The organism is Nocardia sp. NBC_01388, from assembly GCF_045040085.1.
Classification (GTDB): Bacteria; Actinomycetota; Actinomycetes; order Mycobacteriales; family Mycobacteriaceae; genus Nocardia.
Window position 1 is genome coordinate 2,169,273 of the sequence record NZ_CP109553.1, and the last position, 16,872, is coordinate 2,186,144.

Annotated in this window: 19 protein-coding genes; 13 read left to right on the forward strand and 6 right to left on the reverse strand. The window is 64.4% G+C overall.

Annotation, left to right across the window (positions count from 1 at the left end):
• Positions 1–84 precede the first annotated feature (84 nt).
• On the forward strand, positions 85–564 hold the full coding sequence (locus tag OG716_RS10130) for a winged helix-turn-helix transcriptional regulator (protein WP_405137374.1): 480 nt from the start codon (positions 85–87) through the stop codon (positions 562–564).
• 411 nt (positions 565–975) lie between these two features.
• Entirely contained in the window at positions 976–1,245 is a 270-nt protein-coding gene (locus tag OG716_RS10135; RefSeq protein ID WP_405137375.1) for a hypothetical protein, read from the forward strand.
• Between the two features lie 80 nt (positions 1,246–1,325).
• On the opposite strand, the gene OG716_RS10140 is transcribed toward OG716_RS10135, so the two are convergent.
• Positions 1,326–2,492, reverse strand: coding sequence for a thiolase family protein (locus tag OG716_RS10140; RefSeq protein WP_405137376.1), 1,167 nt, complete (start codon positions 2,490–2,492; stop codon positions 1,326–1,328).
• A 151-nt stretch (positions 2,493–2,643) separates the two neighbouring features.
• On the opposite strand from OG716_RS10140, the gene OG716_RS10145 reads away from it, so the two are divergent.
• Positions 2,644–3,366 carry a YoaK family protein gene (locus tag OG716_RS10145; RefSeq protein ID WP_405137377.1) on the forward strand — a complete coding sequence of 241 codons (723 nt, stop codon included), beginning with the start codon at positions 2,644–2,646 and terminating at the stop codon, positions 3,364–3,366.
• A 70-nt stretch (positions 3,367–3,436) separates the two neighbouring features.
• Positions 3,437–4,036, forward strand: coding sequence for an HdeD family acid-resistance protein (locus OG716_RS10150; protein ID WP_405137378.1), 600 nt, complete (start codon positions 3,437–3,439; stop codon positions 4,034–4,036).
• 68 nt (positions 4,037–4,104) lie between these two features.
• Here the strand turns inward: OG716_RS10150 and OG716_RS10155 are convergent, their stop codons facing one another.
• A complete protein-coding gene (locus OG716_RS10155) occupies positions 4,105–4,983 on the reverse strand; it encodes a phosphoribulokinase (RefSeq protein WP_297616995.1) in 879 nt (292 codons plus the stop codon).
• A 40-nt stretch (positions 4,984–5,023) separates the two neighbouring features.
• Positions 5,024–6,088, reverse strand: a complete 1,065-nt coding sequence (locus tag OG716_RS10160; RefSeq protein ID WP_405137379.1) for a class 1 fructose-bisphosphatase — start codon at positions 6,086–6,088, stop codon at positions 5,024–5,026.
• A gap of 121 nt (positions 6,089–6,209) precedes the next feature.
• On the opposite strand from OG716_RS10160, the gene OG716_RS10165 reads away from it, so the two are divergent.
• The gene (locus tag OG716_RS10165) at positions 6,210–7,499 is read left to right on the forward strand and encodes an RNA-guided endonuclease InsQ/TnpB family protein (protein WP_405137380.1); all 1,290 of its coding nucleotides are present in this window, start codon (positions 6,210–6,212) and stop codon (positions 7,497–7,499) included.
• On the opposite strand, the gene OG716_RS10170 is transcribed toward OG716_RS10165, so the two are convergent.
• The 3 genes from OG716_RS10170 to OG716_RS10180 are packed head-to-tail and all read right to left on the reverse strand — an operon-like array spanning position 7,445 to position 10,426.
• Entirely contained in the window at positions 7,445–8,500 is a 1,056-nt protein-coding gene (locus OG716_RS10170; protein ID WP_405137381.1) for an AAA family ATPase, read from the reverse strand. The two genes, OG716_RS10165 and OG716_RS10170, sit on opposite strands and share 55 nt — an antisense overlap.
• A 13-nt stretch (positions 8,501–8,513) precedes the next feature.
• The gene (locus OG716_RS10175) at positions 8,514–8,936 is read right to left on the reverse strand and encodes a ribulose bisphosphate carboxylase small subunit (RefSeq protein ID WP_405137382.1); all 423 of its coding nucleotides are present in this window, start codon (positions 8,934–8,936) and stop codon (positions 8,514–8,516) included.
• 32 nt (positions 8,937–8,968) lie between these two features.
• On the reverse strand, positions 8,969–10,426 hold the full coding sequence (locus tag OG716_RS10180) for a form I ribulose bisphosphate carboxylase large subunit (RefSeq protein WP_355131685.1): 1,458 nt from the start codon (positions 10,424–10,426) through the stop codon (positions 8,969–8,971).
• Between the two features lie 124 nt (positions 10,427–10,550).
• Between OG716_RS10180 and OG716_RS10185 the strand changes: the two genes are divergently transcribed.
• The 8 genes from OG716_RS10185 to OG716_RS10220 all read left to right on the forward strand — a co-directional run bounded on the left by OG716_RS10185 (position 10,551) and on the right by OG716_RS10220 (position 16,861).
• Positions 10,551–11,426, forward strand: a complete 876-nt coding sequence (locus tag OG716_RS10185; protein WP_405137383.1) for a LysR family transcriptional regulator — start codon at positions 10,551–10,553, stop codon at positions 11,424–11,426.
• 122 nt (positions 11,427–11,548) lie between these two features.
• A complete protein-coding gene (locus tag OG716_RS10190; protein WP_405137384.1) occupies positions 11,549–11,962 on the forward strand; it encodes a DUF1707 domain-containing protein in 414 nt (137 codons plus the stop codon).
• 34 nt (positions 11,963–11,996) lie between these two features.
• Positions 11,997–12,953 carry a MerR family transcriptional regulator gene (locus tag OG716_RS10195; protein WP_405137385.1) on the forward strand — a complete coding sequence of 319 codons (957 nt, stop codon included), beginning with the start codon at positions 11,997–11,999 and terminating at the stop codon, positions 12,951–12,953.
• Between the two features lie 216 nt (positions 12,954–13,169).
• On the forward strand, positions 13,170–13,475 hold the full coding sequence (gene acpM, locus OG716_RS10200; RefSeq protein ID WP_355127711.1) for a meromycolate extension acyl carrier protein AcpM: 306 nt from the start codon (positions 13,170–13,172) through the stop codon (positions 13,473–13,475).
• A 13-nt stretch (positions 13,476–13,488) separates the two neighbouring features.
• Entirely contained in the window at positions 13,489–14,739 is a 1,251-nt protein-coding gene (locus OG716_RS10205; RefSeq protein WP_405137386.1) for a KasA/KasB family beta-ketoacyl-ACP synthase, read from the forward strand.
• Positions 14,740–14,762: 23 nt separating this feature from the next.
• Positions 14,763–15,344, forward strand: a complete 582-nt coding sequence (locus OG716_RS10210) for a TetR/AcrR family transcriptional regulator (protein ID WP_405137387.1) — start codon at positions 14,763–14,765, stop codon at positions 15,342–15,344.
• Between the two features lie 304 nt (positions 15,345–15,648).
• The gene (locus OG716_RS10215) at positions 15,649–16,572 is read left to right on the forward strand and encodes a LysR family transcriptional regulator (protein WP_405137388.1); all 924 of its coding nucleotides are present in this window, start codon (positions 15,649–15,651) and stop codon (positions 16,570–16,572) included.
• Positions 16,541–16,861 (forward strand): YciI family protein, encoded by a 321-nt coding sequence (locus OG716_RS10220; protein ID WP_405137389.1) that lies wholly within the window; start codon positions 16,541–16,543, stop codon positions 16,859–16,861. The genes OG716_RS10215 and OG716_RS10220 overlap by 32 nt, the downstream gene beginning before the upstream one ends.
• The last annotated feature ends 11 nt before the right edge of the window (positions 16,862–16,872 follow it).

The following is a 16,872-nucleotide window of genomic DNA, read 5'->3' on the forward strand; positions in this document are numbered from 1 at the left end:
GGCCACCCACACAATTAGTGAGTTGCATCATGAGACGGACGATAGAGCAGTGAGTTCTATGAAGCAACCGACTATGCTCGACTCATGCGCCGTACGAGCTTCGAGGACATGAACTGCTCCATCGCCCAGTGCCTGGAGGCCGTGGGCGAATGGTGGACGCTCCTGATCATCCGAGACGCGCTATTCGGCATCACCCGCTTCGACGACTTCCGCTCGCGCCTGGGCATCGCCCGGAACGTACTCACCCAGCGCCTGGAATACCTTGTGGCCCAAGGAATCATGGACAGAGTGCCCTACCAGGACAACCCGGTCCGCTACGACTACAAACTCACCGAAAAGGGGCGCTCACTCTGGACGGTGGTCAATGCCATGCGCCAGTGGGGCGACACCTGGGCCGCCCCCGACGGCCCGCCGATCGAGGCCGTGCACAAGGCGTGCGGCCACACCATGACGGTGCGGCCGGTGTGCTCGGACTGCGGCGAGCAGCTGCACGGCCGCGATATTCAGCCGATCCTGGGGCCGGGGGCCCGGTCTGCGGATCTGCTGCCGGCCAGGGCCGAGTAGTCGGGGGAAGCAGCCCGACGCTCAACGTAAGCGCACGAAAAGCAGAGTCGGCCGCGCGGCCACCTCGACTGCATCCGAACCACCCCGGGCATCAACGAACTGCCGCCCCATTCGCCAGGCGAACACCTGATCCCACGAAACCCGCACAACCACGCCGGCACCACCCCCACCGTTCACTTCGCGGAGACCGCGCTACGACTCCCCACCGACAACCCACGCAACCCTGTGTCCGCGAGTCGCTTGCCCACCATCGCTGTCAAACCGAACGTGCCAGGCCGCAATCGAATCCACAGCCCGGTCGGTGCGGAACCACGGTGTCGACGGCCGTGCCACCGCGCCCGGGTTCGTGGCATAGTCGAGGGGGTAGGGCTGAAAGACGTTGGGGCCTTGCGAATTTCGGGAGGGAATTCTATGAGCAATCGTCTGATTTCGGCTGTCCGGGGTGTGAGCCGACCGATGATCGCGGCAGTCGGTCTTGCGGCCGTCGTCTTGGCGGCGCCTGCGGCCGCTTCGGCGGCGGTCCCCGAGCGGGCTGCCGTTCATATCGTCAAGGCCACCTATCCATCGCAACCTTGTGGTCCGTCCAACGATCAGGAACAGATTTTGTCTCCCGACGGGCAGAGCTGGATTTGCATCGACAACGGTGGCGCCGGATGGCAGTGGTTTCCGACCGGCGGTTAGAGAGCGCGGGCGGGTGACGCCGTAGCGCCTGCCTGCGTGCGCCGCAGGGATATTCTTGCGGCGCACATGATTCGGATTCGTCAGAGGCGTTCGATGATGGTGGCGTTGGCGAGGCCGCCGGCTTCGCACATGGTCATGAGGCCGTAGCGGCCTCCGGTCTGCTCGAGGTGGTTGAGCATGGTGGCGAGGATACGGCCGCCGGAGGCGCCGAGCGGGTGACCGAGGGCGATGGCGCCGCCGCGGGGGTTGAGTTTGGTGAGGTCGGCGCCGAGTTCGTGCGCCCAGACCAGCGGGACCGGGGCGAAGGCTTCATTGACCTCGTAGGCGTCGATATCGTCGATGGTCAGGCCGGCGCGGGCGAGGACCTTGCGGGTGGCGGGGATGACGGCGGTGAGCATGAGCAGCGGGTCGTCGCCGACGACCGAGAAGGAGTGGAAGCGGGCGCGGGCCTTCAGGCCGAGCTGTGCGGCCTTCTCCTCGCTCATGATCAGCGCCGCGGACGCGCCGTCGCTCAGCGGTGAGGAGTTGCCGGGCGTGATGGACCAGTCGATGTCGGGGAAGCGCGCTTTGAACTCGGCATCCGCGAATGCGGGCTTCAGCCCGGCCAGGCCTTCGACGCTGGTGGTGGGTCGAATGGTCTCGTCGGCGGTCAGAGTTCCGGCGGGGACGATTTCATTGTCGAAACCACCGGATGCCGCAGTCGCGGCGGCCAACCGGTGCGAGCGGGCCGCGAATTCGTCGAGTGCGGCGCGGTCGAACTTCCAGCGCGCGGAGATCACTTCGGCCGCAATCCCCTGCTGCACAAGACCATCGGGGTAGCGGTGCGCGATAGGCCCGCGATTGGCGTCCTTGCCCTGGGCATTGGAGAACATCGGCACCCGGGACATGGATTCCACGCCGCAGGCGATGGCGATGTCATAGGCCCCGGCAATGACGCCCTGGGCGGCGAAGTGCGCGGCCTGTTGTGAGGATCCGCACTGCCGGTCCACGGTAGTGGCGGGGACCGCATCGGGAAAACCTGCCGCGAGCACTGCGGTTCGCGAAATATTGAACGCCTGCTCGCCGCTCTGCGTCACGCAACCGCCGATCACATCATCGACGAGCGCAGGGTCGATGCCGGTCCGGTCGACGAGCGCTTCCAGCACCCCCGAGAGCAGTGTCGCGGGATGTACTTCCGACAGTCCACCACCGGATTTCCCCTTACCCGATGGGGTGCGGACGACGTCTACGATGACGGCGGAGGTCATGGCTTCTCCTTGTTCGTGCCTGCCCAACCGGATGTGAATTCCGGTTAACATCAGTACTGTACCGCACCCTCGTGAAGCCGTGCGGGGGCCGCGTTTCAAGGTCCGGATTCACCTCCCCCGGTAGTCCCAATTCGGTTGCTAGCCTGTTGCCATGACCCCCCTCGAGGATGTCTCGCCCAGCCCCTTCTGGGATCTGGAGACACGCCTGTCCTCGGTCCTGTCGATCCTGGCCGGCTATATCGGCGCGGCCGCCTACACCCATTCCGCCGGGTATTTCGTCACCTTCATGACGGGTAATACCGAGCGTGCCGTGCTCGGCAATTTCGCCGGCGATCACACTCTTGCCGGTGGCGCTGCCCTGCTCATCTTCTCGTTCCTGCTGGGCGTTTTCATCGCCTCGCTGTTTCGCCGATTCTGGTGGAGCAATCATCCGCACGGCGCGACCACGTTGACGACTTTCGCCCTACTCGGCGCGGACGTGGTCGACGATATTCTGGGTGAACGAGGAATCGGACTGATACAGATCGTGTTCGTGGCCTTCGGTATGGGCGCGTTGAATACCTCGTTCGTGAAGAACGGTGAGGTGTCAATTCCGGTCAGTTACGTGACGGGCACGCTGGTGAAATTCGCACAGGGTGTCGAACGCCATGTGGCCGGTGGTGGGAATGTGCGCGACTGGCTCGGTTACGGCGTGCAATACGCCTCGTTCGCACTCGGCGCGCTCATCGGTGGACTGGTCAGCCTTGTGGTCGACGGTGCGAACATGCTCGACGCCGCGTTGGCGGGATCGGCCATCGTCGCGGCCTATACGTGGTGGGCCGATCCGCGCTGGGTGCACCACAAGCCGAAACGCCGAGGCGACGGCGTGGCGTGACCATCACAACCGTGCACCACACCGAGCAAATACACCGCAAATCGCCCGAACTGGGCATATCCTCTCGAGCATGACAACCAAAGAGGAAGTTTCCGAAGGGCCGGTCCACGCTCTGGCCCGAAGTGCGTGGCAGTCGATCCTGGTGACCGGCCTCCTCTCGGTGGTACTGGGCATCCTGATCCTCGCCTGGCCCGGTAAGACGATTGTCGTCGCGGGCATTCTTTTCGGCATCTATCTTGTCGTATCCGGTTTCTTCCAGCTCATTGCCGCATTCGCTGTCCACCTCAGCGCGGGAATGCGGATCCTGGGCTTTATCAGCGCAATTCTGTCGCTCATCCTGGGTTTCCTGTGCTTCCATAATTGGCGCGACAAGGGTGAGGCGACAGCGGTTCTGCTGCTTGCCATCTGGATCGGCATCAGCTGGATCTTCCGCGGCGTGAGCACGCTGATCACCGGGCTCTCGCTCGACGGCATGCCGGGCCGCGGCTGGGCGATCTTCTTCGGCATCGTGCTGGTCATCGGTGGCGGCTGGCTGATCGCGGCGCCGTTCACCTCCATCGTCGCCCTGACGCTGGTGGCCGGCTGGTGGTTGATCTTCATCGGAATCTTCGAGATGATCTCCGCCTTCCAGGTGAAGAGCGGCGCGGGCAGGCTTCCGAGCGCTTTCTGAGTTCCGCTTTCCTTTCCGGCGGCTGTCCCTGCGGGGCGGCCGCCGGTTTTCGTTCGGCGGAAGCATTGTCAGCGAAGGCGTTTGGGCCGCTTGTCCATCAGCCGGAGGATCAGCGGGGTGAAGATGAGCTGCATGGCCAGATCCATCTTCCCGCCCGGCACGACCACGCTGTTGGGCCGCGACATGAACGAGTCGTGCAGCATCGACAGCAGATACGGAAAATCGATCACCTTGGGATCGGCGAAGCGGATCACCACGAAACTCTCGTCCGCGGTCGGGATGCTGCGGGTGGTGAACGGATTCGAGGTGTCCACCGTCGGCACTCGCTGGAAGTTTACATAGGTCCGGGAGAACTGCGGGCAAATGTGATTCACGTAGTCGGGCATGCGGCGCAGGATGGTGTCGATGATCGCCTCGCTGGAGTAGCCGCGTTCGGTCTTGTCCCGGTGCACCTTCTGAATCCACTCCAGATTGATAATGGGCACCACACCGACCAGCAGATCGGTGTACTGGCCGACATCGATGCCCTCGGTGACGGCCGCACCGTGCAATCCCTCGTAGAACAGCAGATCACTGCCCGGCGGCAGCTCCTCCCACGGTGTGAATGTCCCCGGCGGCTGCCCATAGGGTTTGGCCTCGGCATCGTCGTGCAGATACCGGCGCACCGGCCCGACTCCGGTCTCCCCGTAGTCGCGGAAGAGCGTTTCGAGCTCGCCGAGCAGGTTCGCCTCCGGCCCGAAGTGCGAGAACTGCGAATTGTTGGTCTGCTCCGCCTCCGCCATGGCCAGCTGCATGGCATTGCGGTCGAACCGGTGGAACGAATCCCCTTCTACGATGGCCGCATTGATGCCCTCGCGGCGGAATATCTCCTGAAAGGTCCGCGTGACGCTGGTTGTCCCCGCACCGGAAGATCCGGTGATCGCGACGACGGGATGTTTGACCGACATGGCACCTCCTCGATTGCCGGACAGCGGATTTCGCGCCGGATCAGCGCCCCGCCGAGCGGAACAGCGAGCGACTGCCGAACAGTGAGGCGTCGAAAATGGGACCCTCGTCCGGTTCGGTGTGATAGCGCTCGATGCGCTCGACCTCGTTGCGCGAGCCGAAGATGAACGGGATCCGCTGGTGCAGCTCCCCCGGCTGCACCTGCAGTACCCGTTCGTGTCCGGTGGTGGCGGCCCCGCCGGCCTGTTCGACGATGAAGGCGATTGGGTTGGCGCCGTAGAGCAGTGACACCCGGCCGGGGCGAGCCGGATGCCGGGTGTCGCGCGGATACATGTAAAGCCCACCGCGAGTGAGGATGTGGAAGGTATCGGCCACCAGGGAGGCCACCCAGCGCATATTGAAATCCCGCCCGCGCGGGCCTTCGACGCCCTGTAGCGCCTCGTGCACATAGCGGCGCACCGGGCGTTCCCAGAACCGCTCATTGGCGGCATTGATCGCGAAACCCGAAGTGTCGTCCGGGATTCGCATGCGCGGATGGGTGAGCACGAAGGCCCCGACCTCCCGATCCAAGGTGAACCCGTCCACTCCGTTCCCGGTGGTGAGCACCAGCATGGTCGCCGGACCGTACAGCGTGAATCCCGCGCACACCTGCTGCACGCCCGGTTGCAGGAAGTCCTCCGCCGCGGCCGCCCGCCCGTCCTCCGGCGCCCGCAGCACACTGAATATCGTTCCCACCGGCAGGTTCACATCGATATTGCTGGACCCGTCCAGCGGATCGAAGGCCAGCAGATACTTCCCCCGCCGGACCTCCGCGGGCGCGGCATGGAATCCGCTCATCTGCTCGGACACCAGCGCCGACAGCGGCCCACTCCACTGACTTTCCGACACCATGATGTCGTGTGCGATGGCATCCATCCTCCGATGCACCGTCACCGGCAGATTATCGGCGTCATACGAGCCGAGCGAGCCCACGACCGCACCCCGCATCACCTGATTGGCAATGATTTTGGTGGCCGTGGCCAGCACATTCAGCAGCGCCGAGAACTCCCCGGAGGATCCGGGATGCCGATGCTCCTGCTCGATGGTGTAGCGGGTGAGTGTCTTCATACCTTCGGGCATCGCGCCTCTAATCAACTATTCCAGGGAAGGCCCGCTGCGGGGTGGGCCACGAAAGATGCGTTACGCAAAACGAGGATCCAGTTCGAACGTATGTGCTACTTTCGCTGGCGTGCCTTCCACTGCTGTCAAGCGAGCATTTCGGTACCGCTGCTATCCAACGCCACAGCAAGCAGCTGAGCTGGCCCAAACCTTCGGATGTGTTCGGAAGGTATACAACTTGGCTCTGGCGGCGCGGACCGAGGCGTGGGAAGGACGCGGTGAGCGGGTCACCTATAGCGACACGTCGGCGATGCTTACTGCTTGGAAGAAGACCGAGGAATTCAGTTTTCTCAACGACGTGTCGTCGGTACCGCTGCAGCAGGTGCTCCGGCACCTGCAATCCGCTTTCACGAGGTTCTGGGGCAAACGGTCCGGCTATCCGAGATTCAAGTCGCGCAAGCGGTCTCGTGCCGCAGCGGAGTACACCCGCAGTGGTTTCCGATGGAAGCATGGCGAGCTGACCCTCGCAAAAATGGCCGACCCGCTGAACATCGTGTGGTCGCGTCCACTTCCCGACGGAGTTGAACCCTCCACTGTGACAGTGTCCCAAGATGGTGCGGGACGCTGGTTTGTCTCGCTGTTGTGCGAGGACGCACGCGTTCAGCCGCTGCCGGTTGTCAGCGGCGAAGTCGGGATCGACATGGGACTGGATGCGTTGCTGACACTTTCGAGCGGCGAGAAGATCCCCAACCCGCGCCACGGAACCCACCATCGTGCGCGACTCGTCAAGGCGCAGCGAGCCTTGTCTCGAAAGGCGCCCGCCTCGGCAAATCGAAACAAGGCTCGCCGCAAGGTTGCCCGCATCCATGCACGTATCGCAGATCGTCGGCGCGCGCATCTGCACGAATTGTCCACTCGGCTCGTACGTGAGAACCAAACGCTCGTAGTCGAGGACTTGCCGGTCTGCAACATGGTGAAGAATCGGAAGCTCGCCCGCGCAATCTCGGATGCGGGATGGGGTGAATTTCGGGCGATGCTGGAGTACAAGGGTGCGTGGTACGGACGCGAAGTTATCGTGGTCGACCGGTGGTTTCCATCGTCGAAGTTGTGCTCCGAGTGTGGTGCGCTCGCTGAATCGATGCCGCTGCAGATCCGAACCTGGACATGCGGTGACTGCGGCGTGTCCCACGATCGGGATATCAACGCCGCAAAGAACATCCTGGCCGCCGGGCGGGCGGCAACAGTCTGTGGAGATGGTGTTAGACCTCAACGGAGCACTCCGTGCGGGCAGTCGTCGATGAAGCAGAAAGCCCAGTTCGCGAGAGCTGGAAGTTCCCTCATCCTCGAGGGGATGGCGTCAATTCCTCACTGGGCTGACACCTCCGCTGTGGGGGCGTCCGCGAACACGCTGCTGCCGTAGACGTCGTTGTCGGTCAGCGTGATCAGATCGGTGCGGCTCAGCGGCCGGTGCAATTCGACGAGGCGTTTGGCCTGGCGCAGGCGGCAGCGTTCGAGGGCATTGCGCACGCTGCGGGCATTGGCGAAGCGGGGCCGGGTCATACGCAGTTCGAGGTAGCGTGAAAACGCCTGCGTGGCAGCATCATCGAAGGAGAAGTTCTCCTGGGCCACCATGAGTTGGGAGATGGCCAGGAGTTCGTCGTGGGTGTAGTCGGGGAACTCGATGTGATGCGCCACCCGTGAGGACAGGCCCGGGTTCGCGGAGAAGAACGTCTCCATGCGGTCCGGATAGCCGGCGACGATCACCACCATGCTGGTGCGCTCGTTCTCCATCTCCTGCAGCAGGATTTCGATGACCTCCTGCCCGTAGTCCCGCTCGTTCTCCGGCCGGAACAGGTAGTAGGCCTCATCGATGAACAGGACGCCCCCGGCGGCTTTGGCGAGGGCCTCCTTGGTCTTCGGCGCGGTGTGGCCGATGAACTGGCCGACCAGATCGTCGCGGGTCACGGTGTGCACCTTGGGTTTACGGATATAGCCGAGCGCGTGCAGCATCTCGGCCATGCGCAGGGCGACCGTGGTCTTCCCGGTGCCGGGCCCGCCCGTGAAGCTCATATGCATGGTCGGCCGGGTGGCCTGCAGGCCGAAACGTTCCCGGGCGCGATCGATGAGCAGCAGGGATGCGATCTCCCGCACCCGGCGTTTGACGTTCGCCAATCCCACCAGCTCGGCATCGAGCCTGCTGAGGGTGTCCTCGACATCCTTGCCCGCGACATCGCTGGACAGATCCAGCAGGGCGTCGGCGGCGAGGAGGTCGGCCGCCGTGTCCTCCGGTCCGGGACCGCCGGCCGACCCGGCCACCGGACCGGAGCTCGTGGCCCCGGGCCGGTGCATCTGAAACCCGTTCGCCTGGTGTCCGGCCGCAGGTGCGCGGACACCGGGCGCTGCCGGGCGCTGTGTGCTCACTGCCGAAACCCGTTCAGCCGCTGTAGCGTTCGCCGGGGCGAACATCCAGTGCGTAGGGATGGAAGCCGTAGCGCTGGGTGCGGTCGACGCCCTCGGTGCGGTCGAGGCGGAATCCGGGCTCGTCCGCCGGGCGCTGCACGAGGAAGCTCAGCGCCGTGGTCTGCCGCCCGTACGTCGCGTCATAGGCGGTGATGCGAACGTAGTGGCGCGGGAACGTCGCCCGGCAGGCATTGATCTCGGCGAGCACGCCGTCGGGCTCATCGAGATCGAACAGCGGCAGGCCCCACATCTCCCAGTACATATTCCGAGGATGCGGATCGTCGGAGTATTCGATGGAGACCGGCCAGTTGTTGAGCAGTGCGTAGCGCACCTGAGCGGCGATATCGGCGTCGGTGAAATCCGGAAGGTGCGAGAAGGTGCCGTGACGCAGATGCATTGCGGTTACCTGGCTTTCGTGAAAGAGGGCGTTCAGCGAGTGGACGTCGGCACGGCATCGGGGGCGTCGGTCGAGGTGTACTCGAAGGTGACGTCGCCCCAGGTCTTCAGCGCGACCGCGAGCGGGCGATTGGTCTCGGCAGCACGGCGCAGCACGTCCGGGCCCTCCTTGAGCAGATCGCGACCCTCGTTGCGGGCCTTCACCACCACCTCCAGGGCGACGCGATTGGCCTCCGCGCCCGCGGCGATGCCCATCGGATGCCCGATGGTGCCGCCGCCGAACTGCAGGCACACATCGTCGCCGAACAGGTCCAGCAACTGGTGCATCTGACCGGCGTGAATGCCGCCGGAGGCGACCGGCAGGACACCGGGCAGGCTCGCCCAGTCCTGGTCGAAGAAGATGCCATTGCGCGGATTCGCGGGAATGTGGTTGTCGCGCAACGTGTCGTAGAACCCCTTGACGGTGTGCGGATCACCTTCGAGCTTGCCGATGACAGTGCCGGCGTGCAGATGATCGACGCCGATCAGCCGGCACCATTTCGCCAGCACTCGGAAGCTCACCCCGTGCGTCTTCTGCCGCGTGTAGGTGGAGTGCCCGGCGCGATGCAGGTGCAGCAGCATGCCATTGCGGCGTGCCCACTTCGACATGGACTGCATGGCGGTGTAGCCGACCGTCAGATCCATCATGATGATCACGCTGCCAAGGGATTTGGCGAACTCGGCGCGCTCGTACATATCCTCCATGTCGGCGGCGGTGACATTCAGATAATGCCCCTTCAGCTCGCCGGTATCGGCGATGGCACGGTTGACGCCCTCCATGGCGAACAGGTAGCGATCACGCCAGCGCATGAACGGCTGCGAGTTGATGTTCTCGTCGTCCTTGGTGAAATCCAGTCCGCCCTTACAGGCTTCGTATACTACGCGACCGTAGTTGCGTGCGGAGAGACCGAGTTTCGGTTTCACCGTGGCGCCGAGCAACGGTCGACCGTATTTATTCAGGTGTTCCCGTTCCATAACGATTCCGTGCGGAGGACCCTGAAAAGTCTTCACGTATGCCACGGGAATCCGCATATCCTCCAGGCGCAATGCCTGCAGCGGTTTGAATCCGAACACATTGCCGATGACCGAGGAGGTCAGATTGGTGATCGAACCCTCCTCGAAGAGGTCGAGATCGTAGGCGACGTAGGCGAAGTACTCCCCCGGCCGCCCCGGCACCTCGTCGACCCGGTAGCACTTGGCTTGATAGCGCTCGTGCGCGGTGAGGCGGTCGGTCCAGACGACCGTCCATGTGGCAGTGGAGGATTCGCCCGCCACCGCCGCCGAGGCCTCGATCGGGTCGACCCCCGGCTGCGGGGTCACCCGGAACACCGCCAGCACATCGGTGTCCTTGGGCTGATAATCGGGCGCGTAGTATCCCATCGACGCGTAGGTCTGCACGCCGGGATCCCATCTGCCGCGTGCACCGTCTCGATCGTCCACAGATCCGGCCATCATTCCTCCTGCGAACTGGGTTGGGCCACTTGCGATTCCCAGGATGACGGCAGAGTTATCGACAAACAATTCGATTGTTTCTCGTCTCCCTCAACCATTTCGTCGTGTTTGCTACCTTTTGATGATGGGTACTGTGAGCGCGGTCCGCATGGAAACCTTCCTCGCGGTTGCCCGCCACAGCAGCATCCGCCGGGCGGCCGCGCAGTTGCACATCACCGAAGCCGCTGCCTCCGCGGCCGTTTCGCACATCGAAAAACAGTTGGGCGCTAAGCTCATAGCCAAATCCGGCCGGGGTATCGCACTCACCGAAGCCGGCCGCGTCTACGCCGATTACTGCCGCAGCATTCTCGGGTTGATGAAGGAGGCTCACGCCGCGGTCCGGGCCGCCGAAACCGGTCGGCTGCGCATCGGGGTGGTCGCCACCGCGGGCGAGTTCGTCCTCCTGCGCCTGATGGCCTCGTTCCGAAACCGCTACCCCGACATCGAATTGGGGTTCTCCATCCAGCCGCGCGATGTGCTCTTTGTCGAATTGACGCACCACGAAACAGATCTCGTGGTGGCAGGTCGCCCACCACGAGAAGCTGGGCTGGTGACACGCGCTCGCAGACCCTCCCAACTGGTGGTCGTCGGCGCACCCGGTCTCTGGCCGGACCCATCCGAAGCCACCTGGCTCCTGCGCGGCACCGGCTCCGGCACCCGTGACACCACCCTCGCACTCTTCGATCGGCTCCAAATACGTCCGCCGACACTGACTCTCGGCACCCACGGCGCAGCTCTCGCGGCTGCTCGAGAAGGTTTGGGCATCACCCTCATCCACACCGATGCCGTCGAAAACGATCTGGTCGGCCGGCGTCTGGAAGTTCTCCCTATAGACGGAACGCCACTCAGCCGCCCCTGGCACGTTGTCACCACCCGTACACCGCCCCCCACCGCTCGCCTGTTCCTCTCCCACATCACCGACCCCGACCGCGTCGGCGACAAAGCGTTCCGCGCCGCGTGAACCGGCCGGTGCGAGTACGCCTCCGGGTGTAGGTCGCTATACGTCCAGGGGCGCAGGCCAACCGCCGAAAATCGGCCTACTGTGGTTGACAGCGTCATTGGTTCCCCGGTGAGAAGGTTGATATGACCGATTTCAGCCCTGCGGTATTCGGGCCGCCCGCCGTGCGCGTCGGCACGGCAGAGCGTGAACAAGCGGCCGAGGCGCTCGGTAGGCATTTCGCCGCCGGCCGCCTGGACCTCGACGAATACGACGACCGCGTAGGCCGCGCCTACGCCGCCAAAACCACCGACGAACTGACCATCCTGTTCGCCGACCTCCCCCAACCGGCACCCGCCCCAACCCCGCCGGTCCCCCAGCACCGCCGCGACCCGCGCCTACTGCTCCCCGCAATCGGCCTGGCAGGCGTCCTCGCCTTCGCAACAGCCTTCGTGATAGCAACCCATATCGTCCCCTTCTTCATCTTCCCCCTGCTGTTCTTCGTAGTCCTGCGCGGCCGCCGCTTCGGCCCGCACTACGGCCCCCGCCGCATGGGTTGACCTTGCCCTCGGGGGCAGGGCTTACGTTCACCCGGTGAGAATTGGTCAACTCGCCCACGCGGCCGAGGTCAGCCCGAAGGCAATCCGCAGATACGAGGCGCTCGGCCTGGTATCCCCGGCCCGCAATGCCAGCGGCTACCGCGAATACGACGAATACGATGTGCGTCTGGTGCGCGAGATCCGGACGCTGAATCGCCTCGGGATCCCGGTCGAAGAGACCCGGCCGTTCCTGGACTGCCTGGCATCGGGCGGTGAGCACGGCGACGATTGTCCGGCCTCCCTGGCCGAGTACCAGCACGCGATCGACACACTCGATGACCACATCGAGGCCCTCACAGAACGCCGGGACGCCTTGACGCTTCGGCTGCGCACGGCGGCTTACCGGCAGAGCGCGATTGCGCAGCCACCCGCCTCGAATCTGCTCACGCTCCCGGCGGATCTGCCGGTCCCGGTCGATGACGGTGCGGCAGCACACCTTCCCGGCCTGCGGCTACCCGCACTCACTCTCGACAGCACCGATAACGTGACCATCGATCTCGGCATGCTGGGTGCGGGCCGCACGGTCCTCTACCTCTATCCGATGACCGGTCGCCCGGATATCGACCTGCCCGCCGGTTGGAATGCGATACCGGGAGCTCGTGGCTGCACGGCCCAGGCGTGCGACTTTCGCGACCACCACGACGATCTTATTGTCGCGGGCGCGCAGCGTGTGTTCGGGTTGTCCAGCCAGGACTCCACGTATCAGCGTGAAGTTGTCGAACGGCTGCATCTGCCCTTCTCGATGCTGTCCGATCCGGAACTGCTTCTGGCAAAGGCGCTTTCGATTCCGACCTTCGATGTCGAGGGTGTGTCGCTCTATAGGCGCATGACGCTCATTGTCGACCGGGGGGTGATTGAGCACGTCTTCTACCCGGTGTTTCCGCCTGATCAGCATGCCGATCAAGTGCTTCGCTGGCTCCGGGAGCGCACGGCATCCAGTGACTTGTTGTGAGACATCACTCTTAGAGGGTTCCCACAAAGACTCTCACGTACGTTCGTAGCGGCGTCCGTCTCGAAGAGGCAGCGGCGGTCTATAAGTTTGGCGGCGGTAGTCAAAGCAAAAGACGTTGAGCGGCAATCGGTTTGAGAGAACCAACCGGTCGCCGGTCATGCAGTGCGCTGAGCAGGTGGACTATCGGTATCCAACGCAACGAGCTAGGGGATATTTATGACAACCACGCAGGAACAGATCGTCGCGGGCATTGCCGAGATCGTCGAGGAAGTGACCGGTATCGAGGCCGCCGAGGTGACGATCGAGAAGTCCTTCGTCGACGATCTGGACATCGATTCGCTGTCGCTGGTGGAGATCGCCGTGCAGCTCGAGGACAAGTACGGCATCAAGATTCCGGACGAGGACCTGACCAGCCTGCGTACCGTCGGTGACGCGGTGGCCTACGTGCAGAAGATGGAGGTCGAGAACTCCGAGCTCGCGGCGGAACTCAAGTCCAAGTTCGAAGAGAGCCACGGCGAATAGCGGGCGGGTCGTCATGACCAACCCTTTCAGTTCGAACGGAAAATTCCCCAGCGTTGTCGTCACCAGCATGGCGGCGACCACCTCCATCGCCAGCGATGTCGATGCGACGTGGAAGGGCCTTCTCAACGGCGAGAGCGGCATCGACACGCTCACCGACGATTTCATCACGGACTACGACCTTCCGGTGCACATCGGCGGTCACCTGAAGGTGTCGCCGGACACGCTGCTGAGCCGGGTCGAGATCCGCCGCATGTCCTATGTCGAGCGGCTGGCCACCGTCATGGGGCGCGAGGTCTGGAAGAACGCGGGCAGCCCGGACGTCGACCCGCTGCGGCTGGCCGTCGCGATCGGCACCGGGCTCGGCGGCGCGGATGCCGTCGTCAGCTCGAACGATCGCCTGAAAAGTGAGGGCTACCGCAAGATTTCGCCACTCGCCGTGCAGATGATCATGCCCAACGGTCCGTCGGCCGTGGTCGGTCTGGAACTGAAAGCTCGTGCGGGAGTGATCACTCCGGTGTCCGCGTGCTCCTCGGGTTCGGAGGCCATTGCCACCGCATGGCGCATGATCGTCATGGGCGACGCGGATATCGCCGTCACCGGTGGCGTCGAGGGCTATATCGATGCGGTGCCGATCGCGGCATTCTCGATGATGCGGGCCATGAGCACCCGTAATCACGATCCGAAGGGCGCTTCCCGGCCCTTCGACAAGGATCGCGACGGTTTCGTCTTCGGCGAAGCGGGTGCGCTCATGGTCATCGAGACCGAGGAGCACGCCAAGGCCCGGGGCGCGACGATCCACGCGCGGCTCCTGGGTGCGGGCATCACCTCCGACGGATTCCACCTGGTGGCGCCGGATCCGGAGGGCGCCGGGGCAGGCCGGGCGATGACGCGGGCCCTGCAGACCGCCGGTCTGTCGGCCAGGGACATCACGCACGTGAACGCGCACGCCACCGCCACTCCCATCGGTGACACCGCCGAGAAGAATGCGATTCACCGGGCCGGAGTCGGCCACGCCTCGGTGTACGCGCCGAAATCCGCCCTGGGCCACTCGATCGGCGCCGTCGGGGCGCTCGAATCGATCCTCACGGTCCTCAGCATTCGGGACGGCATCGTGCCCCCGACGCTGAATCTGGAGAACCAGGATCCGGAGATCGACCTCGATGTCGTGCACGGCGAGGCGCGCCGTCAGGATATCGAGTACGCGATCAACAACTCGTTCGGATTCGGCGGGCACAATGTCGCGCTCGCCTTCGGCCGCTACTGACACGTCGAGATCGAGGAAGCTCCATGCCCGCCGGACCGCGCGCCCGACTGATTCTGAACACGATCCTGACGGTCATGGAGCATGGTGTGCACGCCACCGGGCTCACCGAACTGCTCGAACGCAGTGATGCCTCACCCGATTCGCTGTACCGGCACTTTCCGCTCGGTAAAGAGGAACTCGTAGGTACGGCGGCGAAATCCGTTTCCCGGATGGGGTATTCGCATGTGAGCCGGATGGCGGACGCGCTCGCGACCGCTCCCTCGCTGGAAGGCTGGCTCGACGAGCTGTTCGCCTATTGGCGTGATCCATTGGAGTCCAGCGACTATCGCGTCGGCTCGTTCATGATGGCCGCGGCACTCTACGGACAGGACCCGGCCGTGCAATCCGCGGCCGGTCAGGCCTTCACCGAATGGACTGCCCGTCTGGCCGACGGCCTGATCGCCGCCGGCATCGACCGCGCCCCCGCATGCTCGATGGCCGCCCTGCTCCTGTTGACGATCGAGGGAGCGATCGTGCAGAGCCGTGCCCTGCAATCCAGCCATCCCTTCGACTGCGCCAGTGCCCAACTCGCGGTTCTGCTCCGCCATCACCTCACGTCTCGTTGAACCGTCGCCGTCAGCGCGCGAATCACGGCTGCCGACCTCATGATTCCCTCATGCGCGCGGCACCTTGCGGATACTGGCCGACGGAAGCGAGGCCGGCGAACTACCGGATTCCGGTGTATTCGCCACCGGCACGGTGTGGTTCGGTGCGGACGCGGCGGCCCGCGATCGCAGCGACCCGCCGTGGGCGTGTCGCGACCCGTCGACGGCTGACTCACCGACCGCTGGGATGTCCCGATGAGCCCATGAGCGGTAGCGGAATGAACAGGTCGCCTGCCGGACTGCGCGCATCTGGTTAGCTGCGTGAGTGGAACTTCGACAGCTGCGGTATTTCTGCGCGATCGCGCGGGAGGAGAACCTGACCCGGGCCGCTGAGGCACTCGGACTGCGTTCGCCGTCGCTGAGTCAGCAATTGCGGGCGTTGGAACAGGAGCTTGGGACCGCCCTGTTCGAGCGTTCGCCCGCCGGTATGACGTTGACCGCGGCGGGGCGGGCATTGCTTCCCGAGGCGCAGGTTGCGCTGACTGCCGTCGATCGCGGCGCACGGGCGGTGGCGGCCGCAGCGGCGAATCCGACGCTGTCGATCGGCATTCCGCCCGGCGTGCTGTCCGACCTGCCCGCGCTGATCGCCTCGGCAGCCCGGCAGGCGGGTGCGGTGGTGGAGTTCCAGGACCTCGCGACCGCCGTCCAGCTTCCGATGCTGCAGCGCGGCGTGCTCGATGCCGGTGTGCTGTCATTGCCGGTCGAGGTCGAAAACCTGGTCCTGACAGTTGTTGCCGATGAACCATTGGGTGTGCTGATGCACTCCCGGCACAGTTTGGCCGCACTCGATCGCATCGACTGGACGGACCTCGAAGGCCAAGACCTGCTGTGGTTTCGCCGTGACCTCGCCCCGGGCTACCACGATGAGGTCCTCGCGGTGTGCCACCGCAATGGCTGGCAGCCGAGAATCCGAACAGCGACCGCGCGCCGATCCATCATGGTGGCCGAACTCGACTACAGCACAGCATGTGTCGCCCTACGACCGGAGCGTGACGGTGCGCAAGCGCCGGAATTGGTGTGGCGGCCGCTGACGGTCGATGCCCCGCGACTACGACTCGGACTGGCGTATCCGCGTGACACCCGCCACCTCGCGCTCGCGCAGCTCGCCACCGACCTCGCGCGCCAGGCATCTCGAAACGTTCGTAAGGCGTTGCCTCGTGGACGAATTCGCGACCACGGAGTTCCCTGAGGTCATGTTCATTCTCGAATTGACCTACCGTGACGGCGCACTCGACCAGCTCGATCGCTGGATTCCCGAGCACTACGAATACATCGACCGGCACCTGGCTACCGGCGAATTCCTGATGTCCGGAAGGAAAGTCCCGCGTACTGGAGGTGTGATCCTCGCTCAGGGCATGGACCGCGCCACGATCGAGCAGTTGGTCACCGAGGATCCGTTCCATCGTGAGGACCTGGCCGAGTACACGATCACGGAGGTACAACCGACTCGATCGTTGCTCGCGCAGATCGCCGCATGAGTTTTCGGATT